The organism is Streptomyces sp. MMG1121, from assembly GCF_001280015.1.
Lineage (GTDB): Bacteria > Actinomycetota > Actinomycetes > Streptomycetales > Streptomycetaceae > Streptomyces.
Genome location: NZ_LGDV01000242.1, coordinates 13,806 through 38,026, shown reverse-complemented (window position 1 = coordinate 38,026; position 24,221 = coordinate 13,806). Strand labels below are relative to the sequence as shown.

Here is a 24,221-nt window from a genome sequence, read left to right as displayed (position 1 = left end):
GTTCAAGGTGACCCAGGCCATCACCAAGAACCCCGCCGACATCCCGCCCGACGTCATCCCCGTCCAGGCCATCCTCACCGCCACGAAAACCACGTGACCGGCTGAGGCAAGGACTCCTCGCGCACACCCTGCGCGACCGTCGCCGTGTGCGGCAGTGCCCTCGGTCGGCAGGGCACTGCCCCGGAGCTGGAGAACCCATGAAGATATCCGTGTCCGGGACCTACTCCTCGGGCAAGACGTCGACGGTGATGGCGCTGTCGCACTACACCGGCGTTCCGCGCTCGCTGGCCCGGACCATCCGGGAGATCATGCCGCAGGCCCTGCCCGGCCTGAAGCTCACGGACATCACACCGGCGCAGTTCCTCCAGCTCACGATGCGCCGCCACACCGGCCGCGCCGTACAGGAGGCCCTGCTCGGGGACCACTTCGTCTCCGACGGGTCCTCCCTGCAGGAATGGCTGTACGGCGTGGGCCGGCTGCGCCACGGCATGAACCCCAACGCCACCGCGGAGGGAGCGAACGGCCTCGCCACCACCACGCCGGAGGAGATGGTCTTCTTCGGCAAGGTCGTCGAGCAGTACGGGCAGGCCTTCAAACAGCATGTGAAGGCCACCTACGACGCCTACGTCCACCTGCGGCACGAACTGCCGATCACGGCCGACGGGCACCGGCCGATGAACAACGAGTTCCGCGCGACCATCGACGAGATGCTCCTCGCCACGCTGGACGAACTCCGGATCCCCTACCACGTGGTCAGCGGCTCCATGGCGGAGCGGCTCGAGACCATCGCCGGGATCTTCGGCTGGACGCCGGTCATGAGCACGGCGCAGGCCATCGAACTGGCCGGGCAGGAGTACGGCCGTCAGGACTTCCGTATGGAACACGAGCGGGTCCCGGCACGCACGTGAGCTGCCCCCGCATCCCGAGGAGAACAACCGATGGAAAAGCCGCCCACCATCGCCATTGCGTACCATTCCGGCAGGGGCCACACCGACGTGCTCGCGCAGTCTGTCCGAGCCGGTGCCGAGGCCGAGGGCGCCCAGGTGACCATGGTGACGGTCGACGCCATGGATGACACCAAGTGGCAGACCCTCGACCACGCCGACGCGATCGTCTTCGGCGCGCCCACCTACATGGGCTCGGCGTCGGGCAAGTTCCACACGTTCGCCGAGTCGACCAACAAGCGCTGGGGGCGGCAGGCCTGGAAGGACAAGCTCGGGTCGGGGTTCACCATCAGTGCCTGCAAGGCGGGCGACAAGGACTCCACCCTCGGCTACTTCGCGACCCTGGGCGCCCAGCACGGGATGATCTGGGTCAGCCTCGGCCTGCTCCCGGGCTGGCACCTCAGCCACGAGAGCGAGAACGACCTGAACCGGCTCGGGTACTTCAACGGCGCCGCCGCCACCCTGCCGGGCGACCTGCCCGCCGACGAGGTGCACAAGGCGGACATCGCCACGGCCGTGCACCTCGGCGAGCGCGTCGCCCACCTGACGGCCGTCCACCTCGCGGGGCGCGCCGCCCTGGCAACCAAGTAGCCGACGAGCAAAGAGAGTTGACATGACGACAGCGCAGCAGCAGACGGAAACCGGGGCGACCGTGGACTCCTTCTTCGAGAGGTTCGCGTCCGGCGATCTGCCAGGCCTGCTTGAGCTGTTCGCCGAACAGGTGGACTTCCGGGTGGCGGGAAGTCCCGACGTGCCCTGGACGGGCACCCGCTCCACCAGAAAGGAGATCTCGGAGTTCTTCGAGACCTTCCCGAAGGTGCTGACGGCGCCTCAGGCCTTCACCCTGCACGCCCGCCTCGTCGACGGGCCGCACGCGGTGCTCACGGCCGAGTCCGTCTTCGGTGTCCTGGCCACCAGGAAGACCTTCACCAACGCCTACGCGCTGCACTTCTCCGTCGTCGACGGGAAGATCACGCGCTACCACATGTACGAAGACAGCTACGCCATCGCCGAAGCCTTCACCGCATGACGCGGCGAGCGCGCTGACCGCTCCCGCCGCCGGACTCGGAGGGGTGGTTCTTCGGCGGGAACAGGAGCGCTTGTGCCATCCCTGGAACTCGCGTCCATCGACGACTTCCTCGGCCCGCGCGACAGCCGATTCCTCGGCGAGGGATTCAAACGGGTCGAACACTCGCTGACCGATCTCACGGTGTCACCGGGCGCCGACGGCACCGCCGGCATCGACGCCACGGCCCATGTCACCATCCCCGCCCTGTGGTCCCGCAAGGGCGAGCACCAGCAAAAACCCCACCTCAGCACCATCGACGTGATGCTCTTCGCCGCCCGGCTCACCGGCCTGTACGCGGCCCACACCCACGGGCTCGGCCCGAACGCCCGCTTCGAGGTGCGCTCGGTCGACATGAAGGCCGGCTCCAGCCCGGACGAGGAGGGCCTGGAGAAGTTTCCGGTCAGCGGCCGGCTCGTCGCCGCCGACACGGCCGGCGAGCAGTGGTCGACCACCCTGGACTGCCGGATCGGCTCGCTCACGGCCCGGCTGCACGCGGTGCACAGCGCGGGCCGTCGCCCGGCCGGCACCGGCGCGGCGTACGACCTCGACGAAGACCTGCCCGGGCCCTGGAACGACCGGCCCTTCGGCGTCCCGCACCGTGCGCGGCAGCAGCTGCTCACCGGGGTGAACGTCACCGGCGACGGCGAGGACAACCTCCAGGCGTCCGCTCAGGTCGCGCTGGTCCCGGACGGGGCGGAGGCCGCCCGGGACCACGCGCAGGCCGGCATGATCGACGCCTTCGTCGCCGCCATGCAGCTCGGCCAGGTCCTGCTCTACACACTGGACGGCGTCGACCGGGCCGACAGCAACAACCTCTGGATGCGGCGCACCCGCGTCACGGCCGGCGCGAGCGTACCGGTCGGGGGCGACGACGTGGTGACGGCCCGGCTCGGGCAGGCCCGGCTGCTGCCCTCCGTGTCCGGCACCTGGCGATCGGTCGAGCTGAGCGGCGCCCTGCACGGCGTACAGGCCCGGGCCTCCGTCGTACACCTGCTCAACTCCTCGACAGAGCCGCGCAGTTGGGGAGGTGAGCGGCGATGAGTGAACCCGCCGCCGTGCTCGCCGGGCTCGGCGCCCATGTGCCGCCGCGCACGGTGACCAACGAAGAACTCTCCCGCCGGATGGACACCAGCGACGCGTGGATCGTCCAGCGCACCGGCATCCGGCAGCGACACTGGGCCGATCCCGGCGTCGCCACCAGCGACCTCGCCGTCGAGGCGGGCCACCGGGCCCTGAAGTCGGCGGGGACGGCCGGACCCGACGACATCGGCATGGTGATCGTGGCCACCGCGACTCCCGACACCCAGTGCCCGGCCACCGCCCCGGACGTGGCCGCCCGGCTCGGTCTCGGCACGATCGCCGCCCTGGACGTCTCGGCCGGCTGCTCGGGGTTCGTCTACGCGCTCGCCACCGCGTCCGCCGCCCTGGTGGCCGGGTACGCCGAGCGCGTTCTCGTCATCGGTGCGGAGACCTTCCGCCCCTTCCTCGACCCCGCCGACCGCAGCACGGCGGTGATCTTCGGCGACGGCGCCGGTGCCGTGGTGCTGCGCCGCGGCACCGCCGACGAGCCCGGCGCGATCGTGTCGGTGGACCTGGGGGCGGACGGCACCCTCAAGGAACTGGTCGGCATCCCGGGCAACGGCTCCCGGCACCGCTCCACCGACCGTCCGCCCGACCCGGCCGACCAGTACCTCTTCATGCACGGCAAAGAGGTCTTCGTGCACGCGGTCCGCCGCATGGCACAGTCCTCGTCGGCGGTGCTCGCCCAGGCGGGCTGGAGCGTCGGCCAGGTCGACCACGTGGTGGGCCACCAGGCGAATCTGCGCATCCTGCACGCGCTGGCCAAGCAACTGGGCGTGGACGGGGAGCGCCTGGTGCGCCATCTGGACCAGGTGGGCAACACCTCGGCCGCCTCCATCCCGCTGGCCCTGGCCGATGCCGCCGCACAGGGCCGCTTCCAGGCCGGTGACCGGCTGCTGCTGACCGCCTTCGGGGCCGGCCTGACGTGGGGTTCGGTCGCACTCACCTGGCCGGGGATCGCCCTCGCCTGACAGCCGCCGTTCCTTTGGAGAGGAAGCACCATGACGAGCCGCATCCTGCTTGAGCCCGAAGCCGTGCTCGACCTTCTCAAGACCCACTTCGACATTCCCGCCGACACCGCCGGCGACACGGACTTCCAGACCCTCGACCTGGACTCCCTGGTCCTGATCGAGCTGGGCGTCATCCTGACGAAGCAGTGCGGCGTCGACGTGAGCGGAGAAGAACTGGCCGCCGCCGGGACCGCTGCCAAGGCCGCCGAGCTGGTGTCCGAGAAGACCGCGAACAGCTCATCATCGCCGCGTATTTGACCCGCTCTCACCCGCAATGCAAGGAGAACACGGTGACCACCCTGATGCTACTGCCGGACGGAATGCGCCGCTGGTCCCGGGCGCACGGCGTCTCCCTCGACGACGGCTACGCTGCGATGGGGGACAAGCTCATCGAGTTCATGGGCTGGGCCAGGGAGGAGGGTGTCACCACCCTCTGCATCACGGCCTCCTCCGCCGCCAACCACAGCCGCCCCGAGGCCGCGGTGACCACGTTCATGAACGCGTTCAACGACGTGGTGCGCCGCGTCCACGACTCGGTCGCCTTCGACTTCTCCGGGTCGCTCGACCTCGTCTCCGCCCCGCACCTGTCCGAACTGGAGGAGCTGCGGGACAAGTCGGCCAAGGACGCGGAGTTCACCCTGCACTACATCCTGGGCATGTCCCTCCAGCACGAGGTCATCGGCATCTTCAACAAGCTCAACGGGAAGATCCCGGAGCTCACCGAGGAGATCCTCGCCGAGAACGCCTACGTGCCGGCCCAGGTCGACTACCTGATCCGCACCGGCGGCGCGATCCGGATGTCGTCCTTCTTCCCGCTGATGTCGCCCTACGCCGAACTGCACTTCTCCCCCTGCCTGTTCCCCGACATGACGCGCGCCGACTTCGACGCCGCCCTGAAGGACCTCCGGGCGCGGGAACGGCGCTTCGGCGGCTACCCGGTCTGAGTGCCCGGCGGCCCTGACCGGGCGGTGCCCCCCGGGGAACCCCGGTGACCACGCAGGACGGTCACCGGGGTTCCCCCTTTTTTTTGGCTTTTCGCGACGGAGAACCTGCACTCCGCGGCCCGGGCCCACCCAACGGAGACCCCTCGTCATGAACACCCATCAGACCTCGTCCCTTCTCCTCGGCCTCGCCGCCATCGTGCTCCTGGCGCGGTTGCTCGGTGCCCTGGCCCGCCGGCTCAACCAGCCCGCCGTGATCGGCGAAGTCCTCGCCGGTATCGCGCTGGGACCGACCCTGTTCCACGGTGCCCTCTGCGACGCCCTGTTCCCGGGCAGCATCCGCCCGCTGCTCAGCGCCCTGGCCGCGGTCGGCGTCGCGGTCTTCATGTTCATCGTCGGCCTGGAGTGGGACGCGGCGATGATCCGCGGCAGCGGCAGCCTCGCCGCCACCGTCTCGTTCAGCTCGATCCTGCTGCCGTTCGGCCTCGGCATGGCCCTGGCGCTGTACCTGATGGACGACTACGGCACCGGCGACAGAACGGCGTTCATGCTCTTCATGGGCATCGCCATGTCCATCACGGCGTTCCCGGTGCTGGCCCGCATCCTCACCGACCGGCGCATGACCCGCTCCCCGCTCGGCGTGGTCGCCCTGGCCTGCGCCTCCATCGACGACGTCCTCGCCTGGTCGCTGCTCGCCGCCGTGGTCGCCATCACCGGCTCGGCCGGCCCCGACCAGTGGCGCATCCTGCTCGCCATCCCCTACCTGGCGGGCATGCTCTTCGTCGTACGGCCCCTGCTGGCCCGCTTCGTGGCGCGCCGGCCCGCGCCGACGCTCACCCCGACCGTGTTCGCGAGCGTCCTGGTGGGCCTGCTGCTGTCCGCCGCCGCCACCGAGTGGGTGGGCCTGCACTACATCTTCGGCGCGTTCCTCTTCGGCGTGATCCTGCCGCGCACCGGCAGCGAGCGGCTGCGCGCGGACGTACAGGAACGCCTCGGCCAGCTGAGCGGCACCCTGCTGCTGCCGGTGTTCTTCCTGGTCGCCGGTCTCCAGGTCGACCTGTCCGGGCTGGACCTGGGCGGGCTGGGCGCGCTGGGGCTGATCCTGCTCGTGGCCGTCGGCGGCAAGTTCACCGGCGCGTTCGTCGCCGCCCGGCTGAACCGGATGCCGCTCAGGCAGTCCGCCGCACTCGCGACGCTGATGAACACCCGCGGCCTGACCGAACTGATCGTCCTGAACGTGGGTCTGCAACTGGGCTTCCTCGGCCCGGACCTGTACTCGCTCATGGTCGTCATGGCCGTCGTCACGACCGCGATGGCGGGCCCGCTGCTGAGCTGGATCCTCGGCCGGACGCGGGACGACGACCTGCCCGAGTCGACCGAGGCGTCCGCGCGCACGGCCGGGACCGTGAGCACCACCGCCTGACCCGAGGAGGACACATGTCCGGATCAACCGACGTCGAAACGGTGTACGCGGCCATCGAGGAAGCCGCCGGGCTGCTGAACCTGTCCTGCTCGCCCGGCACGGTCCGGCCGATCCTGAACGCCTTCGAGCCGTTCGAGGGCGGGATCATCTTCAGCGCGTCGGCCGGCGAGGGCCACGCGGGAGATCTCGACCTCACCGTCCAGGTGCCCCGCAGGATCGAGGATCCCTACGCCCATGCGCTGGCGCACGGATTCGTCCCGCGCACGGACCATCCCGTGAGCACCCTGCTGTCGGACCTCGGGGAGCGCGTCCGCGTCGACGAACACCTGATCGACTTCGGAGTGATCGGCGGATTCAACAAGATCTATGTGCACTTCCCGCGTGATGTGCAGGGGGTGGCACAACTCGCCGCCGCCCCCTCCATGCCACGCGCCCTGGCCGACAACGCCGCGTTCTTCGCGCGGCACGGCCTGGACGACGTCGCGATGATCGCGATCGACTACCGGAACCGCACTGTCAACCCGTACTTCACCTTCCCGGACGGCCTCGAGGCGAAGACCATCTCGTCGATGCTCAGCGACCTCGGACTGCCAGAACCGGACGAAGAACTGGTGGAATCCGCCCGCAAGGCATTCCGGGTCTATGTCACCCTCGGCTGGGATTCCTCGGTGATCGAACGGATCAGTTTCGCGCGCAGTCTGGATCTGCCGGTCATCCGGTCCCGGGTGGAGCCGGAGATGGTGGAGTTCGTGACGGGCACTCCGTACACCTACGACGGCGAGCGGTTCAGCATCTCGATCGTCAAATGGTCGGCCGGCGACGAGTGGTTCAACGCCGGGTCGTACTACCAGTTCGGGCCGCTGCAGCGGGAAGTTCTGGGAAAGATTCTCAGGTGAACACCCATGAATGAAAAGATCGTGCAGGAATTCTACCGTGCTCTTCAGGCCAAGGACATCGACGCGTTCGAGCGCCTGTGGACGGCGGACGCCGTATACCGGGTTCCGGTCACTCCCGAGGGCGTTCCCGGCGCGTTCACCGGCCGTGCCGCCATCGTGGCCGGGCTCCGCCAGTTCTTCGCTCTGTTCGGCGAGACACGGGTGACGTGGGACACCGAACCGATGGGCGACCCGCACAAGATGCTGGCCACCTGGTCCCTGGAGACCGAACTGCTCGCCGGCGGCACCTACCGCAACCGGGGGGTGTCGATCTTCCGGCTGGAAGGTGAACGGATCGCGGAGTTCACGGAATACGTCGACACCGCCGCGTTTTTGAGGATCTTCGCCGCCAAGAACTGACCGACGACCATACCGATCCCCAGCGTCAGTGAAGGTCCAGCGGATCTCAAGCGGCCCCGCGCTATCTTCGGTGGGCGACGAAGTACGAGATTCCTGCGGGATCAATGGCTGACGCAGAATACTTGGAGTATTGATGTCTCAAGGCACTGAGGCAGAAACGCTGTACGCAGCCATCGAAGAAGCCGCCCGACTGGTGGGAGCGTCCTTCTCGCGTGACAAGGTCTGGCCGATCCTGGACGCCTTCCGTGACACACTCACGGACGGCGCGATCATTTTCAGCGCGCAGGTCGACGCGGGCCAGGTGGGAGATCTCGAATACACCGTCCAGGTGTCCCCGGGCACCGAAGGCCCTTATGCCCGGGCGCTGGCGAACGGCCTTCTTCCGCGGACCGGCCATCCCGTCGGCACCCTGCTCCCGGACCTCCAGGAGATCGTTTCCGTCGACGACTACTTCATCGACTGCGGAATCGTCGACGGCTTCAAGAAGGTCTACGCACAGTTCCCCCGCAGTCTGCAGAAGGTGTCGCGGCTCGCCGACATCCCGTCCATGCCGCGCGCGGTGGCCGACAACGCCGAGCTCTTCGCCCGCCACGGCCTGGACGAGGTGGCGCTGGTCGGCATCAACTACCAGCGCAAGTCGGTGAACCTGTACTTCCAGCTCCCGTCCGACGTCGCGGGCGACCTCGCCCCCAAGACGATCCTGTCCCTGCTGCGCGAGTTGGGACTGCCCGACCCGGACGAACGGATGCTGGCGTACGCCTGCACGTCGTACCGGGTCTACGCGACCCTCACCTGGGACACCTCGCAGATCCAGCGGATCTCCTTCGCCCCCATGCCCTCTCCCGGTCTGGACCCCTCGGCCCTGCCCGCCCGCATCGATCCGGGACTCGAACAGTTCGTGCGCAGCGCTCCCTACACGTACACCGGTGAGCGCATCAACGCCTCGGCGGTCAAGTGGTCGCCCGTCGGCGACCACCTCGACCTCGCGGCGTACTACCAGATCCCGCCCGCCCTGCTGAAGGTGTTCACCTCGAACGCCTGACGTCCATCCGAGTCACCCCCCACCGCGGCGGAGGACACCGGCACACGCCCCGCCGGCCGCCCCGCGTCGACTCCCGGCCGGACCGCTCGGCCGTCATGTCACAGGCGGGACCCGTGTCTCGTCATAGGGGTGACGCCTCAAGTCCGTTCGCTGGAACGTGGAACAAGGAGATGATCATGGCAACACAGAGCGCAGCCGCCGCGGCTGGGCCGAGCTCGGGGGCGGCTGCGGACGCGCGGCGGCGGTGGCTGATCGGCGCCGTCATCTGCACCGCCTACCTCATGATCGGCCTCGATCTGACCGTCATGAACGTCGCACTCCCCTCGGCACAGAGGGCGCTGGACTTCAGCAACTCCGACCGGCAGTGGATCGTCACCGCGTACGCGCTGCCCTTCGGCGGTCTGATGATGTTCTGCGGACGGCTGTCCGATCTGATCGGCCGCAAGCAGACCTTCCTCATCGGCCTGGTCGGCTTCGCGGTCGCCTCCGCCGTCGGCGGCGCCGCGACCAACTTCGAGATGCTGGTGACGGCCCGCGCCTGCCAGGGTGTGTTCGCCGCGATGCTGTCCCCGGTCTGCATGGCCCTGCTGACCACCACCTTCACCGACCCGAAGGAGAGGGCCAAGGCCTTCGGCATCTTCGCCGGTGTCGTGGCCAGCGGCTCGGGCCTCGGCCTGATCATCGGCGGTGCGCTGACGTCCGGGCTGAACTGGCGCTGGTGCATGTACGTCAACCTGCTCCTCGCCGGCATCTCGCTGCTCGGCGGCCTGTCGCTGCTGCAGAACCAGCCGAAGAACGGCGCCAGGATGGACGTGCCCGGGGTGATCCTCGCCTCCGGCGGCATGTTCTCCGTGGTGTTCGGCTTCTCCCACGCCCACGAGGGCTGGAGCAAGGGCTCGACATGGGGCTACATCGCCCTCGGTGTCGTCCTGCTGATCGCCTTCTCCGCCTGGCAGACGCGCGCCAAGAGCCCGCTGCTGCCGCCCCGGATCGTGCTCGACCGCACCCGCAGCGCCGCCTACGTCACCGTGCTGCTCGTCGGCGTCGGCCTGTTCGGCATCCTGATGTTCCTCGTCTACTACATGCAGACCAACCTGGGCTACTCGGCGATCAAGTCGGGCTGTGCGCTGCTCCCGATGATCGCGATCACCCCGATCGGCACCGGCCTCGGCGCGACCAGGCTGCTGCCGAAGTTCGGACCCCGGCCGCTGATCTCCGGCGGTCTGCTGATCAGCGCGGCGGGCATGGCGCTGCTGACCCAGATCGACGCGAACTCCCACTACGCCACCCACCTGCTCGGCCCGCTGGTCCTGGTCGGCCTCGGCATGGGCCTCATCTACGGCGCGGCGCTGAGCGCCGGCACCAACGGTGTGGCGCCGCAGGAGGCCGGCATCGCCTCGGCGCTCATCAGCACCGGCCAGCAGCTGGGCGGCGCCATCGGCACCGCCCTGCTCAACACGATCGCCGCGACCGCCGCCACCGACTGGCTCAGCAGCAACGCGCAGGGCAAGCCGAGCCTGGAACAGATCGGCCTCGCCTCGATCCACGGCGACGTGAGGGTGTTCTGGTGGTGCACCGCCATCTTCGGCGCCGGTGCCGTCCTGTCCGCCCTGCTGCTGCGCGGCGGCCCCCTGCCCGCCCCGGCGGGCGCCCCCGCCCAGCAGCCGTCCGAGGAGAGCGTGGCACGGTCCTGACCGTGCGTCGGACCCGGACCCACGGGTCCGACGGCCGGCGATGCCCCGGGGAGATCCGGGCATCGCCGGCCGCGTCGTCGCCCCACTCGGCCTTTGCTACAGCCGCGCTCGAACATCCCTGGTGCGCAACGGACTTGAGGCGTCTGCGCCTCTAGGGTGGAGCTCGGCCGGAGAGGTGGCCCGTCCGTCCTGGAGTCCTGGATCCAAGCTCGGATTCGAAGAGGAGCGTGCGGTGAGCCGGATCGAAGAGTTCGAAGAGTTGCGGTCCCTGCTGTTCTCGATCGCCTACCGGATCCTGGGCAGCGTGAGCGAGGCCGAGGACGCGGTCCAGGAGACCTGGCTGCGCTTCGACGCCTCCCCGACCCAGCCCGGGTCGGTCAAGTCCTACCTCTCGGCCGTGGTGACCCGCATCTCGATCGACGTGCTGCGCTCGGCCCGCGTCCGGCGCGAGGAGTACGTCGGCCCCTGGCTGCCCGAGCCGCTGCTCACCGATCCCTACGAGGACCCGGCGCGCTCCGCGGAGCTGGCCGACTCGGTGTCGATGGCGGCCCTGATCCTGCTGGAGCGGCTCAGCCCCCTGGAGCGGGCGGTCTTCGTGCTCCGGGAGGTCTTCGCCTTCGACTTCCCGGCGATCGCCTCGGCGGTGGGCCGTTCCGAGGCCGCCTGTCGCCAGCTCGCGGTACGCGCCCGCCGCCACATGGCCGCCGAGCGCCCCCGCTTCGAGGCCGACCGCCAGGAGCGCGACGAACTCGCCGAGCGGTTCTTCTTCGCCCTCAGGGAGGGCGACGTCGACTGCCTGCGCGAACTGCTCGCCGCCGACGCGCAGATGGTCGGCGACGGCGGCGGCAAGACCCCGCAGCTGGCACGGGCCGTCAGCGGCGCCGACAACGTGGCCCGGCTGCTCGCCTCGATCATCCCCACGCTCGTACGGGTGGATGTGACGCTGGAGGCACGCGAGGTCAACGGCCAGCCCGGCGCGATCTTCCGCGACCGGGACGAACGGGTTCTCACCACCTGGACCCTCGACGTCCTCGACGGGCAGATCCAGACGATCCGCTCGGTGACCAACCCCGACAAGCTCGGGCACCTGGGCCCGGTGGCGGACGCCTGGGCGGTCAGCCGCGAGGCGAACCTGGCACGACGCTCCACGGTGGACTGAGCGCACGAACCCACCCTGCTCCACCCCGGCCACGACGACCCGTTCGTCGTGGCCTTTTCGGCGTCTGCCGGTACCCGGCGAGCGGCTCGCCCCGGGACGTGGACGACCCCCCTTTTCGCGCGGGACACCTCCTGCTGCCTGCGCACCTTCCCCGTACCTTCGCACGGAAAGGGTCCGTCCGTGACCACGGATGCCTCGACCACGGCGGATGCTTCGGCCCGCCTGAGTCCACAAGAGTTCGTCGACCGCCATCCGATGAGCCGCCGGCAGTGGCGCATCGTCGTGGTGGGCCTGCTGATGATGGTCGCCGAAGGGCTCGACGCCGTCATCGCCGCCTTCGTCTACCCCAAGATCAACAAGCAGTGGGGGACCGGTGACACCGCGATCACCGCCACCGTGACGCTGAGCGTCCTGGCGATGGTCGTCGGCGGTGCCGTCGTCGGCCCGCTCGCCGACCGGTACGGGCGCAAGGGCGTCACCGTCGCCGGCCTCACCGTCTTCGGCCTGGGCACGGCCGCCATGGCGCTCACGCACGGCATCGCCCCCTTCGCCGCACTGCGGATCGTGGCCTGCCTCGGGCTCGGCGCGGTCCTGCCGACGATGATGGCCCTGGTCGCCGACTGGACACCGGCACGGCGCAGGGGCCAGATGGTCGCGCTGGCCTTCACCGGGGTGACGGCCGGCACCACCGTCGGCGGCGTCCTCTCCTCCGTCCTCGTCCCCGCGTACGGCTGGCCCACGCTGCTGGCGGTGTGCGGGCTCGCCCCGCTCCTGCTGATCCCGGCGCTCCTGCGACACGTCCCGGAGTCCGCGAGCGTGCTCGCCGCCCGGGGTCGGCCCGTGGCCGAGGTGCGGCGGCTCCTGGCCGCCGTCGTGCCGGACCAGGACGTCTGCGGCGTGGTCCTGGAGCGGGCCGCGGCGCCGGGGCCCCGACGGCCCCCGTCCCGGGTCATCCTGTCCCGGGGCACCGCCCGCACCACGGCCCTGCTGTGGGTGTGCTTCCTGGTGGGGCTGGGCGTCATGGCCGTGATCCTCAGCTACCTGCCCCTGCTGACCGAGCGGACGGGGCTGACGTCCGCACAGGCCGGCGTGGCCGTCGCGGTGTTCGGCTGGGGCGGCCTGATGGGACAGCTCGCCGTGTCCTTCGCCCTCAAGCGCTACGACCGGTTCCGGGTGCTGGTGGGTCTGTGGGGGATGAGCGTGCTCGTCCTCGGGGCCGCCGCGCTGTGGACCGTGCAGTTCGCCGCGCTGCTCGCCGGGGCGTTCGTCCTCGGGCTGTGCCTTCCCGCGGCCAACTCCGCACTCCAGGTGATCGCCGCGGTCGCCTACCCGCAGTCCGCGCGTGCCACCGGCATCAGCTGGGCCAACAGCGTCGGGAAGCTGGGTCCCGTGTTCGGCGGCGTCTTTGGCGGCCTGATGGTCAGGGCGCACTGGAGCCTGGGCACCGTCCTGTTCGTCCTCGCCGTGCCCGTCGCGCTGTGCATCCTGGCCGCGCGTGCGCTCAGGGCCCGCACCCAGGAGCACCGGGCCGAGCCGCACGCCGTCCCGCGGCCGCTGCCGACCCCCACGCCCGAGCAGGTGTGACCGCGCGGCCGCCCGCACAGAGCACGAAGAAGGACCCCGCCCCCCGATACGGGGGCGGGGTCCTCACCGAGCGCCGGGCAGGCCTTGCACCTGCATCTCCCCGCAGGAAGCGGGACGTCTTTCCTTGGACCACCAACGCAGTGCGCTTCACCCGGAGCCGGGCACCGCGCTCAAGATCCACTCTAGCCCACCGGGCCCCGGCACACCACATCGCGCCCGGGGCCCCCGCCTGTCACACCGTCACTTGCCGAGGAGCCCCTTGCCCTCCACGGAGCCCTCGCTGATCTGGTAGTACGTCTGGAGCTTGAAGTACTCCCCGCCGGCGTACGACGCGACGTTGTACAGGCCCTTGCCGACGGCGCCGTAGGTGTACGGAGCGTTCTTCGCGAACATGTCGACCCGCGGATCGACGTCGAAGCGCGCGGGCAGGTCGTGGATGTCCGGAAGCAGCGCGGCAAAAGTGATCCGCTGAATCTCCGGTGAATCCCAGCTCAGCGTCGTGTAGATACCACCCGCCTGCCGGGCGTGCTTCAGCATTTTCTCACTCGGTTCCGGGAGCCCGATGTCGCGCATCATCGCGCGGATCGTCTCCGGTTCGCGGCACTCGGCGGGTGCCCCGACGAAGTAGACATTGACCGTCCTGCTCGGATAGTCGATCCCGACCATGCTGAATTTGTCGTCAAGGCCGTAACGTGCGTAGAACTCGCGGTTTCCGACCAGGCTGCTCGGCATGGACGGAACGTCGGCAAGGTCCGACAACTTCTGCAGGTTGTCGATCGGGAAGAACGTCCAGGTCTTCGTGAAACCGCCGACGAGACCGAAGTCCGCACCGTGATAGGGAATGGGGAACCGTTCCTCGAGTTCCGCCAGCAAAGAGCCGACGGGGTGGTCCGTCCGCGCGGTGAGACCGTGCGACACCGCGTGGGCGTACGGGTCGAAGCCCTGGGGAAACGCCGTGAAGCGGCAGTCGAGCTCGCCCGTCTTGCGCGTGGCCACCCGGAAAGCGATCACAGCCTGCGGAATGAACTCCTGGTACGCGGTCAGGATGGGCCAGACTGTGTCGCGCGAAGGCGTGATGTCCAGCAGGCCGGCCGTTTTCTCCATGACGGAGTAAAGATTCTCCAGGTCCTCTGTCCCGGTCATTCGTCTTCCTCCAGAGTCAATCTCGGTAGCTCGCCGCTCCGTTGAAGGATCGACGCCGGGTACTTACTCTGTCAAGTTAATGATGGGCCTTGCCCATTGACATCCGCCTGGCCAGGAAATATAGCGAATTTCCACTGGGTCTCGAGTGGACGCGGTTACCCTCCAGGGGGTGAAGTGCGGGATTCCCCCTCTTTTGCAGAAAAGGACACACCCATGACGACGTCCGGCCATTCACCCGCCGCATCGGCCGCCCCGAAGATCGCCTTCGACTTCGACAACGGCAACTTCATCCGGGACCTGATCACCACCAACGGCGGCGGAGGCTTTCCCCCGGCCGAGGCCATCGCCCCCGGGGACACGACGATCTACACCTGGATCACCCTCCTGTTCCAGATGTCGTGGTTCGACGCGCTGGCGCCCTACCACCCGACCGCGGTCGGCGTGTACTCCCGCATCGAGCGCCGCCCGGCCGCCGAGTCCGCCACCAACCGGAACAAGAACATCGCCGGCCTGCACGCCTCGTACCAGGTGGTCAAGGCCGTGTTCGAGGAGCGGGCGCCCGTCATGCGGATGGCGATGACCGCGTTCGGCCTGGACGCCGACGACGAGTCGGAGGACCCGACCACCCCGGTCGGCATCGGCAACATCGCCGGCAAGGCCGTCGTCGCGGCCCGCCTGGACGACGGCATGAACCACCTCGGCGACCTGGGCCGCACCTACAACGGCCGGCCGTACGCCGACTACACCGGCTACCAGCCCGTGAACACCGCCTACGAACTGGTCGACCCCTCGCGCTGGCAGCCCGCGCTGGGACCGCACCAGCGCCGCGTCGGCGGCGGCCCGGGCGACAAGGGCGTCTTCACCGTCCAGCAGTTCGTCACCCCGCAGCTGCGGCTGGTCAAGCCCATCACCTTCAAGGACCCGGGCGAGTTCGAGCTCGCCGCGCCCGAGCACCTGAACCACACCGACGCCGCCTACCAGCGCTCGGTGGACGAGGTCCTGCGGGCGTCGGCCGCGCTCACCGACGAGCAGAAGGTGAAGGCGGAGTTCTTCGAGCACTCCCCGGTGTCCCTCACCTGGGCGCCGCGCGCCGCGGCCCTGGCCCACGACCTGGACCTGGACGGCTGGGCCCACCTGTTCGTCACGACCGCCCTGGCCCGGTTCGACAACCTGATCGCCGTCTGGCACCAGAAGCACGCCCACGACGCCGTACGCCCGTTCAGCGCGATCAAGCACGTGTACGGCAGCGCCCCGGTCACCGCCTGGGGCGGACCCGGCAAGGGGACCGTCACCGACCTGCCCGCCGACGAGTGGACCAGCTACCTGCCCGAGGGCAACCACCCCGAGTACCCGTCCGCCTTCACCACCCTGTGCGCCGCCCAGGCACAGGCGGCCCGGCGCCTCCTCGGCGACGACGTCCTGGACTGGACGCACGCCTTCCCCGCCGGCTCGGCGCAGACGGAACCGGGGCTCGTCCCCGCCGGCGACCTGAAGCTGACCTGGGAGACCTGGACCGCCTTCGAGAACGACTGCGCCGACAGCCGGGTGTGGGCCGGCGTGGCCTTCAAGGAGACCGTCGAGCGGTCCATCCCGTTCGGCGCCCGGTTCGGCGACCTGGCCTACGAGTTCGTCCAGCGGCACATCAAGGGCGACGTCCAGCACTGACCCCGGCACGGTCCCGCGCACGCGGCGGCCCGTCGCGCGCTTTTGGCCCGGAGCAGGAGACGAACGCAGCCGACGGAAGAGGAAGCCGATGAGTCCTGCCACGCCCACCCCGGAGCAGCCCGCGCGCCGTGCCGAACTGGCCTGCCGGGCCTGGGCCGAGGCCCGCTGCCTGGCCGGCGCCGCGGACCGTGCCCCCGCCCTCGACACCGGCCCCGCCCACCCCCCGCTCGGCGAACTGACGGCCGACGCGCTGCGGGCGTACAGCGCGCTGTCGGCCGGTCTCGGCCGGTCGATCCCGGTCACCGGGCTCGGACCGGGCGGCGGCGGGGTGCGCGGGCTCGCCACCTTCCTCGCGGTGTACGCCGGTCAGTACGAGCGGCAGGACCCGCGAGGCCTCGGCGCGGCGGCCTGAACTCGACCCTCGCTCCCGCCGCGCTCGAAGCCCCCTGGCGCCCACGGGACGCGCGCCGGCGCCGCCCCTAGGGTGGCTGTGCAAGGCGTCGCGCCCGCCCGCCCCCATCCCCCGTCGGCGGGCGGGTGCGACACACTTGTGTCCCCCCGGGGCGGCCCTCCTCCCCACTCCCCTCGTGCTCCATGTCACTTGTGCCGGAGCTGTCTCGTCTCGTGAGTGACGGCATGTGCGAAGGGGAGGAGCGAAAGCCGATACCGCCACCGGGCGGCGGTGCCGACCACGGGGCAGAGCTTCTCCCACGGCGAGCGGGGGCGGGCGCTATCCGTCGTGTTCAAGGAGGGGCTCGCGTGAGCCGGATCGAAGAGTTCGAGGAGTTGCGGTCCCTGCTGTTCTCGATCGCCTACCGCATCCTGGGCAGCGCGAGCGAGGCCCAGGACGCGGTCGAGGAGACCTGGCTGCGCTACGCGAGGGCCCCCACCCCGCCCGCCTCGGCCAGGACGTTCCTGTCGGCCGAGGTCACCCGCGTCGCCAGGGACGTACTGCGCTCGGCCCGGGCACGGCAGGACAAGTACGCCGGTCCGTGGCCTGCCGGGCTGCTGCCGGAGGACCCTTTCCCGGACCCGGAGCAGCCGGCGGAACTGGCCGAGTCGCTGTCGACGGCGGCCGTACTGCTGCTGGAACGGCTCTCCCCGCTCGAACGCGCGGTCTTCGTCCTGCGGGAGATCTTCGGATGCGGCACGGCGCGGATCGCGTCGGCCGTGGGGTGCTCGGAGGCCGCGTGCCGCCAGCTCGCCGCCTCCGTGGCGGCGCGCAGCGACGCCGGCGGCACGGCGCTGCCCTGGCCCGGGCACATCGTCGGTGCGGACCACGTGGCCCGGGTGCTCGCGGCGATCGTCCCGGCGCTGGTGCGCGTCGGGGTCACCCTGCGGCCCGAGGACGTGGACGGCGGCCCGGGCGCGGTCTTCCGCGACCGGGGCGGCACCCTCCTCGGGGCCCTGGCGCTCGACGTCCTCGACGGGCGCATACAGACCGTTCGCTGGGTGACGGGTCCCCGTGACCTCGACGGCGAGGACGAGGCCGCGTGATCCGGGTCCTGCTCGCCGACGGCCAGCCGGTCCTGCGCAGCGGCCTGCGCGCGCTCCTCGACGCCGAGGACGACATCGAGGTGGTGGCCGAGGCCGCCGACGGCGCGACGGCGCTGCGGCTGGCCGGCCGACGGCTGCCCGACATCGTGCTGACCGATGTGACGCTGCCCGTCGTCGACGGCATCGAGGTGACCCGGCGCATCGTCGCGGCCCCGGCCCGGACGCGCGTCGTCATCCTGACCGGCGACGGCTGCGACAGCCATGTCTTCGACGCGCTGCGGGCCGGCGCCGCCGGATTCCTCGTCAAGGACATCGCGCCCGCCGACCTCGTGCACGCCCTGCGCGTCATCGCGCGCGGCGACGCCCTGCTCGCTCCCTCCGTCACCCGCACGGTGCTGAGCCGGCTCGTAGCCCGGCCGCCGCACGTCCCCGCCGCGGCAGGACTCGACGAGCTGACCCGGCGTGAGCGCGAGGCCGTCGCCCTGGTCGCACGGGGACTGTCCACCCACCAGATCGCCGACCGCATGGTGATCAGCCCGCTGACCGCGAAGTCCCACATCGACCGGGCCAGGACCAAGCTCCGCGCCCGCGGCCGCGTCCACCTCGTGAGCTTCGCCTACGAGTGCGGTCTGGTCGCCCCGCACCGCGGCTGACCGGTCAGGAGGAGGCCTCGGCCGGGTGAGCCGACTCGGACTGCGCCCGGTGCGGCGACGGTGTGTGCGGCTGCGGCCCGGACCGTACGACCCGGGCGAACGCGGCGTCGGGCTTGCGGAACACCAGCGTCAGCAGCGGGCCGGTCATCGCCGTGGTCAGTACGGCCATGGCCACCATCAGGGAGTACAACCTCTCGTCCAGCAGCCCCAGTTGCAGACCGACACCCAGGATGATCAGTTCCGTCAGCCCCCGGGTGTTCATCAGCGTCGCCAGCGCGGCGGCCGGCCGGCCCGGCATCCCCTGGCTGCGCGCGCCCAGATAGGTGCCGGCGAACTTCCCGGCCACGGCGACGACGAGGATCGCGGCGAGATCGGCGAACGCGCCCGGTCCCAGGCCGCCCAGATCGACCCTGAGGCCGCTGACCACGAAGTAGACCGGCAGCAGGAAACCGGTGATCTGGGTGGTGCGGTCATGGATCGTGGCCCGCAGCGCCGTGGCGGCGGCGTCCCGCGGCATCACCACACCCAGCAGGAACGCCCCGAAGATGTAGTGCAGGTTCATCGCCTCGGTCGCCGCCCCGCACAGCAGTGCCGAGGTGAGCACCACGACGAGCTGCCCGGGGCCGAGCGGCCCGGCGACACCGCCCGGCAGCAGGATCCGGCGCAGCAGCGGGCGTACCAGCAGGACGAGCACGGCGACGAAGGGCACCACCAGCGCCACCCGCCAGTGTCCCGAGCCGCCGCCCGCCACCGCCTGGACGGCGGCGAGCGCGACCCAGGCGACCACGTCCACCACGGCGGCCGTCGCCAGCGCCAGACCGCCCACCGAGGTGGTGGACAGCCGCCGGTCGGCCAGGATCCGGGCGAGCACGGGGAAGGCGGTCACCGACACCGAGAGCCCGACGAACACGGTGAACATGGCGGCGTTGTGGCTGGGGTGACCCCGCAGCAGATACACGGCCATGCCGGTCCCCAGCAGGAACGGCACCACGGTGGAGCCGATCGCGGCGCCCGCGGTCACCCGGCCGGCGCCGCGCAGCGCCCCCTGCTCGATCTCCAGGCCGATCGTGAACATGAACAGCGCCACGCCGACCGACGCCAGCGCCGTGAGCAGCGGCCGTACGTCGGCCGGGAAGAGCCAGTGGACCGGGCCCGCGCCGAACAGCGTGGGCCCCAGCGCGATACCCGCCAGGATCTCCCCGACGACGGGAGGCTGGCCGGTCCGCGCGGCCAGCGTTCCCAGCGCCCGGGCGAGCAGGAGTATCAACGCGAGGTCGAGGAAGAGCATCTCGATCTGATGGCTTGGCATGGTCGCGCCCCCCAGCAGTGCGGCAGCCCCCGGTTCCCGGAGGCTGCCGCACCCGCGTCGTCCGCTCCGGCCGGCTGTCCCGAAGAGCCCGGCGTCAGTCGGCGGACACAGCCGTGGCGTCGGCGATGAGGTCGTCGACGTCGAGCTCGAACAGCCCGCCGGCCCGCCCGCTGAGCCCGGAGATCAGCTTGACGAAGTCGACCTCCGCGTCGTTCTTCCGGTCCGGGTCGTTGATGTCCTGGGCCAGGTTGAAATAGAAGCCCTTGGTCTTCGAACGGTCGTAGAAGCCCTCCACGAACTGGCGGATGTCGTGGAAGAAGTCCTGGTACGCGGTGGAGTAGCGGTCGAGCGCCTTCTCCTCGATCTCCGGGTGGTTCAGAATCTGGTCGACGACCTTCGACAGGGTGCTGCCGGCCAGGGTCGCGAGCGCCACACCGGTGGAGAACAGCGGGTCCACGAAGGCCGCGGCGTCGCCGACCAGCACCCAGCCGTTTCCGTGGAATCGGTCCTGGGTGTACGACCAGTCGCGCGCGGAACGGTAACCGGCGGCCTGCGTCGCGTCCTTGAGAATGTCCTTCAGCTTGGTGGTGGAGGCGATCTCGGACTGGAAGAGATCCTCCAGGGACTTGTCGGACCCGCTCGCGACCTCGGAACGCGTCACATAACCGACGCTGAAGACGCCCTTGTCGATCGGAATGCCCCAGAACCAGCCGTCCGCGGTGCCCTCGATGAGGATGTTGCTCCACTCGTCGCCGGGCAGCCGGTGGCAGTTGTCGAAGTACGTCCACACCGCGACGTTGCGCAGCTGCTCGTTCCAGTTGACCTCGGTGTACTTCCGGCCGATCACCCGGGCCTGGCCGGAGGCGTCGATGACCAGGCGGCCCCGGGCCTCGTGACTGGCGTTGAGGCCGCGCAGGTTGTAGCGGACGCCGACGACGCGGCCGTCCTCCTCGATGGAGTCCTTCACCGTGGCGTCCTCCACGACGAGGACTCCCAGTTCGCGGGCCCGGTCCAGGATCAGCGCGTCCAGGTCGGCACGGCGCGTGTGGAAGGCGTAGGGAATACGGCCGCCCGTGGTGAACGAGAAGTTCCAGGGCACCTCGTTGTTGCCCCAGACCAGGGTGCCACCGTATTTGCGCTCGAATCCCTTCGCCTCCATGCGCTCGACCAGGCCGAGTTCCTCCATGGGGACCATGACACCGGGAATGAGGGACTCCCCGACGTGATAGCGCGGGAACCGCTCACGGTCGAGGAGGAGAACCCGGTGTCCGCGCTTGGCGAGAAGCCCCGCGGTGGTCGCACCGGCGGGCCCGCCGCCGATCACGATAACGTCGAAATCGTCAGTAACCCCGGGCAGAGTGGGCGACATGCGAGACCTTCCCCAGTTTTGGATTCGGCCGCACTCAGGAGTGGCGTGAAAGCACCTTCCGCTCCCGCAGAGCGCGTTCACCGACCAGGGTGCAGGTTTCGGTCAGACGCTGTCATCGCTCAGATTGCTCAGCACGTTTTCGAACTCCGGCCGGTGCCGTCGGCCGGAGCGCGGTCCGGCGCTGCGGGTCTTCTGGTACGGGCATGAGGGCAGGGCCTGTCGGCGACTTGGCGGACGGCGAAGCCGGCCGAGTGCCGAAAGGCCCTGTTCCCGCGGGTGCGTGATGTGCGGAGAGGGCAGGATTCGAACCTGCGTGGACCCTTGTGGGGGTCCGACTTCGGGCTGCTGCCCTGGTCCCCGATCAGCCGCTCCGGGCACCTCTCCTGGTGTCGTTCACATGGATTACGGTGCCAGGGCGGACTGACGCCTGCCTGACGCCTGCCTGACGCGCCGGCCACTGGTCCGACGCCGACCTCACGGCCCTCCTCCAGGAACCTCGGTCGGCGGTGCGGACGAGCCCGCCGCGTGGCCACGCGCGCAGACTGCCGGGCGACGCTCGAGGAGCGGTCCGCGAAGGCGGCGCACGTGACCCACTGAGACGCGGGCGAATACGGGTACGTGCCCGTACCCCGGAGGTGCGGAAGGGAGCCAGGTGATGCCCGACGCCGATGTCCGCATCCCCGAGGAGGCCCGCGACCGGCTCGCCGCGATGGCGGCGGCGGAGGGCATGTCGCTGCGCGCCTGCCCGGCTGGCCGCGACGCTGCTCACCCCTGCCGAGCGGGCCGAGCGGGCCGAGCGGGCCGGACAGGCCCGCGCCGCCCTGCGGGAGTGGACGGGACGCGCCGAGCGCGGACGAGGAACAGGACCTCGACAGCGAGCTGGACCGCCGGCCGGCCCGGGCGGCCGCGCGGTGAGCGATGCCGTGCACATCGTCCTGGACGACACCGCGATGGCCGCGGCCGGCCGGGGCGAGGTCCTCGTCTCCCGCCTGCTCCACCGTGCCCACGCCGAGCCCGGCTGGTACCTCTACGCCCCGGCCTGCGCGCTCGTCGAGGCCGACCGCGCCCGCCCCGGCACGGCGGAGCACCTCGCCGCCCTGCCCGGCATCACCGTCGTGGACCTGGACCTCCCCGCGGCCCCGGCGCCGGCCCGGCGGAACACCTGGGCCGCGGCCCACGCCCAGCACGCGGCCCAGCCCACGGCGGACCGCCCCGACGGAGCGGTCATCGCCACCGCCGACCCCGACCGCCGGGCCGGCGAACCGGTCCGCGTGCTCGGCCTCACCCCTTGACCGGCACCTCACCTGGCCCGGCCATGCCGTCCGAGGCCGGTTCGGGTTTCGTGTGGAGGACTTCGCGGGCCTGTTCCGCGGCGCGGGAGATGCTCTCGGAGACGAAGTCGAGGAAGCGGGCGATGTTCTCGAGGCGGGCGGCGGCCGGGGTGCCCGGGACGAGGATGCCGACGCCCTGCCGTGCGGTTTCGGCGACGTGGGCGGTGCCGCGGGCACTGGCCATCATCGACTCGTACCAGACGTCGTCGTCGACGACGTAGCGCTCGCGGCGGCGCTCGTCGCGTTCCCGGCGGATCATGCCCTGCTCGTCGAGGAACGCGACCGCTTTGGAGATGGACGCCGGGCTGACCTGGAGACGCCGGACGAGTTCGGACGCGGTGATGCTGCCCGCGTCGGTGAGGCAGAGGCAGGCCATCACCCGCGCCATCATCCTGGGCGTGCCCGACTGCACGAAGACGGTGGTGAGCATCTCCTCGTACTCGCGCACGGCCTCGGCGTCGCGCCCGTAGGCCTGCGGGGGCGTCTGCGGGTCCCGGGGCGAGGTCTGCCTGCGCCGGTGGGCACGGCGCTCGGTGGCGCGGTGGGCCAGCTCGGCGCGGTAGGCGGTGGGTCCGCCGTTGCGCATGACCTCACGCGTGATGGTCGAGGTCGGGCGCTCCAGGCGCCGGGCGATCTCGGCGTAGGGGAGGCTGTCGGCCAGCCCCAGCGCGATCTGCTGGCGTTCCTGCTGGGTGAGCCTGCCTCCCGGCATCGCGATCTCCTTGCTGATCCTTCATGACGGTCCCTGAGCCCCCACCATAGCGTTCACTTCCTGTCCATTGCAATGATCGAAGTGGCTATCGTTGCGTTACGCTCAAGTCGGTTGCAACGATTTCCAGACGATGACCTGCGGAAACAAAGTTTATGCGCAACGAATTGGTTGCCAGCTTCATGAACGCAACGTAGCGTTTCTCTCGTCGGAAACAAGGAAACGAACACGGGAGAGCATGATGCTGAAGTTCGACACCCCCGCCCCGGTCGCCGCCGTCCTGGACATCCCCGCCGGGCGCGTCCAGTTCATCGCCGCGGACCGGGCCGACACCACGGTCGAGGTCCTGCCCGCCAACCCCTCCAAGAGCCGTGACACCAAGGCCGCCGAGCAGACGACGGTCGAGTACGCCGACGGTGTCCTGCGGATCGGGAGTCCGCTGAAGAACCAGTACCTGGGCCCGTCCGGCGCGGTCGAGGTGACGGTGAAGCTGCCCACCGGTTCTTGCATCGAGGCGAGGGCGGCCAGCGCCGAACTGCGCACGGTCGGCCGCCTCGGTGACGTCGCCTTCGAAGGCGCGTACCGCCGGATCAAGCTGGACGAGGCCGCCAGTGTCCGCCTGACGGCGACGGACGGCGACGTGGAGGTGGGCCGGCTGGGCGGTCCGGCGCAGATCAGCACCGCACGGGGCGACATCCGGATCGCCGAGGCGGTGAGCGGCACGGTCGTGCTCCGCACCCAGTCCGGCGACATCTCGGTCGGCGCCACCGCGGGCGTCTCGGCCGCACTGGACGCCGGCACCTCCTACGGCCGGGTCAGCAACGCCCTGCGCAACGACGGCACCGCAGGGCTCGACATCCGCGCCACCACGTCCTGCGGCGACATCACCGCCCGCAGCCTGTGATGGAGCACGACCAGCACGGTCCGGCCGGGCTTGGCGCGACAGGGCGGAACACCCGCCGAACCCGCGCGAGCCTCGGCCGGGCGCTCCGCCGCAACCACGGTGCGGCTGCCGTCCACGCCGGGGGCGCCGAGGTCTTCGCCACCCTGCGCTGACTTTGCGAGCCGGTGGTTCTCGGTGGTGGGGCTGGTGTGGTGGTGTGGCGGAGAGGGCAGGATTCGAACCTGCGTGGAGCCGCTCCGGGCACCTCTCCTCGTGTCGCGGCTTTCGCGGTGTCCCGCGGTGCCGTTCACGGGTATGACGGTGCCAGGGTGGACTGACACGGCTCTGACACGCAGAAGACGTTGCACCCGGACCTCGACGGTCCTGGCGCCGGCGGCGACGAGGCCGAAGCACCAAGCGC

At 70.5% G+C, this 24,221-nt stretch carries 24 protein-coding genes, 1 tRNA gene and 1 pseudogene; 21 read left to right on the top strand and 5 right to left on the bottom strand.

The features are described 5' to 3' along the window. Positions 1-197: 197 nt before the first annotated feature. The 14 genes from ADK64_RS37860 to ADK64_RS37795 all read left to right on the top strand — a co-directional run bounded on the left by ADK64_RS37860 (position 198) and on the right by ADK64_RS37795 (position 13,241). Entirely contained in the window at positions 198-908 is a 711-nt protein-coding gene (locus ADK64_RS37860) for an AAA family ATPase (RefSeq protein ID WP_078993097.1), read from the top strand. Positions 909-938: 30 nt separating this feature from the next. Beyond that, complete coding sequence (locus ADK64_RS37855; RefSeq protein WP_053666636.1) at positions 939-1,535, top strand: flavodoxin family protein; 597 nt, start codon at positions 939-941, stop codon at positions 1,533-1,535. A 22-nt stretch (positions 1,536-1,557) separates the two neighbouring features. Further along, the gene (locus tag ADK64_RS37850) at positions 1,558-1,974 is read left to right on the top strand and encodes a nuclear transport factor 2 family protein (RefSeq protein WP_053666635.1); all 417 of its coding nucleotides are present in this window, start codon (positions 1,558-1,560) and stop codon (positions 1,972-1,974) included. Between the two features lie 72 nt (positions 1,975-2,046). Beyond that, positions 2,047-3,054: an AvrD family protein gene (locus tag ADK64_RS37845; RefSeq protein ID WP_053666634.1), complete on the top strand. Its 1,008-nt coding sequence runs from the start codon at positions 2,047-2,049 to the stop codon at positions 3,052-3,054. Further along, positions 3,051-4,064, top strand: coding sequence for a beta-ketoacyl-ACP synthase III (locus ADK64_RS37840; RefSeq protein ID WP_053666633.1), 1,014 nt, complete (start codon positions 3,051-3,053; stop codon positions 4,062-4,064). The genes ADK64_RS37845 and ADK64_RS37840 overlap by 4 nt, the downstream gene beginning before the upstream one ends. 30 nt (positions 4,065-4,094) lie before the next feature. After that, positions 4,095-4,361, top strand: coding sequence for an acyl carrier protein (locus ADK64_RS37835; RefSeq protein WP_053666632.1), 267 nt, complete (start codon positions 4,095-4,097; stop codon positions 4,359-4,361). 32 nt (positions 4,362-4,393) lie between these two features. Beyond that, a complete protein-coding gene (locus ADK64_RS37830) occupies positions 4,394-5,047 on the top strand; it encodes an undecaprenyl diphosphate synthase family protein (RefSeq protein ID WP_053666631.1) in 654 nt (217 codons plus the stop codon). A 148-nt stretch (positions 5,048-5,195) separates the two neighbouring features. Further along, the gene (locus ADK64_RS37825; protein WP_053666630.1) at positions 5,196-6,467 is read left to right on the top strand and encodes a cation:proton antiporter; all 1,272 of its coding nucleotides are present in this window, start codon (positions 5,196-5,198) and stop codon (positions 6,465-6,467) included. A 14-nt stretch (positions 6,468-6,481) separates the two neighbouring features. Continuing rightward, positions 6,482-7,363, top strand: coding sequence for an aromatic prenyltransferase (locus tag ADK64_RS37820; RefSeq protein WP_053666629.1), 882 nt, complete (start codon positions 6,482-6,484; stop codon positions 7,361-7,363). Positions 7,364-7,369: 6 nt separating this feature from the next. Next, positions 7,370-7,762 carry a nuclear transport factor 2 family protein gene (locus ADK64_RS37815; RefSeq protein ID WP_053666628.1) on the top strand — a complete coding sequence of 131 codons (393 nt, stop codon included), beginning with the start codon at positions 7,370-7,372 and terminating at the stop codon, positions 7,760-7,762. Between the two features lie 133 nt (positions 7,763-7,895). Then, complete coding sequence (locus tag ADK64_RS37810) at positions 7,896-8,804, top strand: aromatic prenyltransferase (RefSeq protein WP_063790016.1); 909 nt, start codon at positions 7,896-7,898, stop codon at positions 8,802-8,804. A 176-nt stretch (positions 8,805-8,980) separates the two neighbouring features. After that, positions 8,981-10,498 carry an MFS transporter gene (locus ADK64_RS37805; protein ID WP_053666639.1) on the top strand — a complete coding sequence of 506 codons (1,518 nt, stop codon included), beginning with the start codon at positions 8,981-8,983 and terminating at the stop codon, positions 10,496-10,498. A 232-nt stretch (positions 10,499-10,730) separates the two neighbouring features. Continuing rightward, positions 10,731-11,657, top strand: coding sequence for an RNA polymerase sigma-70 factor (locus tag ADK64_RS37800; RefSeq protein ID WP_053666626.1), 927 nt, complete (start codon positions 10,731-10,733; stop codon positions 11,655-11,657). Positions 11,658-11,912: 255 nt separating this feature from the next. After that, on the top strand, positions 11,913-13,241 hold the full coding sequence (locus tag ADK64_RS37795; protein WP_053666625.1) for an MFS transporter: 1,329 nt from the start codon (positions 11,913-11,915) through the stop codon (positions 13,239-13,241). Positions 13,242-13,481: 240 nt separating this feature from the next. Here the strand turns inward: ADK64_RS37795 and ADK64_RS37790 are convergent, their stop codons facing one another. After that, entirely contained in the window at positions 13,482-14,384 is a 903-nt protein-coding gene (locus tag ADK64_RS37790) for an aromatic prenyltransferase (protein ID WP_063790015.1), read from the bottom strand. A 213-nt stretch (positions 14,385-14,597) separates the two neighbouring features. Between ADK64_RS37790 and ADK64_RS37785 the strand changes: the two genes are divergently transcribed. The 4 genes from ADK64_RS37785 (at position 14,598) to ADK64_RS37770 (ending at position 18,199) form a co-directional block, all read left to right on the top strand. Continuing rightward, positions 14,598-16,049, top strand: a complete 1,452-nt coding sequence (locus tag ADK64_RS37785; RefSeq protein WP_053666624.1) for a DUF6851 domain-containing protein — start codon at positions 14,598-14,600, stop codon at positions 16,047-16,049. Positions 16,050-16,137: 88 nt separating this feature from the next. Continuing rightward, positions 16,138-16,461, top strand: coding sequence for a hypothetical protein (locus tag ADK64_RS46415; protein WP_053666623.1), 324 nt, complete (start codon positions 16,138-16,140; stop codon positions 16,459-16,461). 347 nt (positions 16,462-16,808) lie between these two features. Then, positions 16,809-17,546 (top strand): sigma factor-like helix-turn-helix DNA-binding protein, encoded by a 738-nt coding sequence (locus ADK64_RS37775; protein ID WP_053666622.1) that lies wholly within the window; start codon positions 16,809-16,811, stop codon positions 17,544-17,546. Next, the gene (locus ADK64_RS37770) at positions 17,543-18,199 is read left to right on the top strand and encodes a response regulator (protein ID WP_053666621.1); all 657 of its coding nucleotides are present in this window, start codon (positions 17,543-17,545) and stop codon (positions 18,197-18,199) included. The genes ADK64_RS37775 and ADK64_RS37770 overlap by 4 nt, the downstream gene beginning before the upstream one ends. 4 nt (positions 18,200-18,203) lie before the next feature. On the opposite strand, the gene ADK64_RS37765 is transcribed toward ADK64_RS37770, so the two are convergent. The 3 genes from ADK64_RS37765 to ADK64_RS46410 all read right to left on the bottom strand — a co-directional run bounded on the left by ADK64_RS37765 (position 18,204) and on the right by ADK64_RS46410 (position 21,261). Beyond that, on the bottom strand, positions 18,204-19,508 hold the full coding sequence (locus ADK64_RS37765) for a cation:proton antiporter (RefSeq protein WP_053666620.1): 1,305 nt from the start codon (positions 19,506-19,508) through the stop codon (positions 18,204-18,206). Positions 19,509-19,602: 94 nt separating this feature from the next. Beyond that, complete coding sequence (locus tag ADK64_RS37760) at positions 19,603-20,877, bottom strand: NAD(P)/FAD-dependent oxidoreductase (RefSeq protein WP_053666619.1); 1,275 nt, start codon at positions 20,875-20,877, stop codon at positions 19,603-19,605. A gap of 288 nt (positions 20,878-21,165) precedes the next feature. Next, positions 21,166-21,261, bottom strand: a tRNA-OTHER gene (locus tag ADK64_RS46410). A gap of 271 nt (positions 21,262-21,532) precedes the next feature. Here ADK64_RS46410 and ADK64_RS49385 point away from each other — a divergent pair. Beyond that, positions 21,533-21,792: pseudogene (locus ADK64_RS49385) on the top strand (hypothetical protein). After that, entirely contained in the window at positions 21,789-22,169 is a 381-nt protein-coding gene (locus tag ADK64_RS37755; protein ID WP_199829822.1) for a hypothetical protein, read from the top strand. The pseudogene ADK64_RS49385 and the gene ADK64_RS37755 overlap by 4 nt, the downstream one beginning before the upstream one ends. On the opposite strand, the gene ADK64_RS49380 is transcribed toward ADK64_RS37755, so the two are convergent. Beyond that, positions 22,159-22,920, bottom strand: a complete 762-nt coding sequence (locus ADK64_RS49380) for a helix-turn-helix domain-containing protein (protein ID WP_053666617.1) — start codon at positions 22,918-22,920, stop codon at positions 22,159-22,161. The genes ADK64_RS37755 and ADK64_RS49380 overlap by 11 nt on opposite strands. A gap of 238 nt (positions 22,921-23,158) precedes the next feature. Here ADK64_RS49380 and ADK64_RS37745 point away from each other — a divergent pair, with 238 nt between their 5' ends. Continuing rightward, on the top strand, positions 23,159-23,821 hold the full coding sequence (locus tag ADK64_RS37745; RefSeq protein WP_053666637.1) for a DUF4097 family beta strand repeat-containing protein: 663 nt from the start codon (positions 23,159-23,161) through the stop codon (positions 23,819-23,821). Positions 23,822-24,221 lie beyond the last annotated feature (400 nt).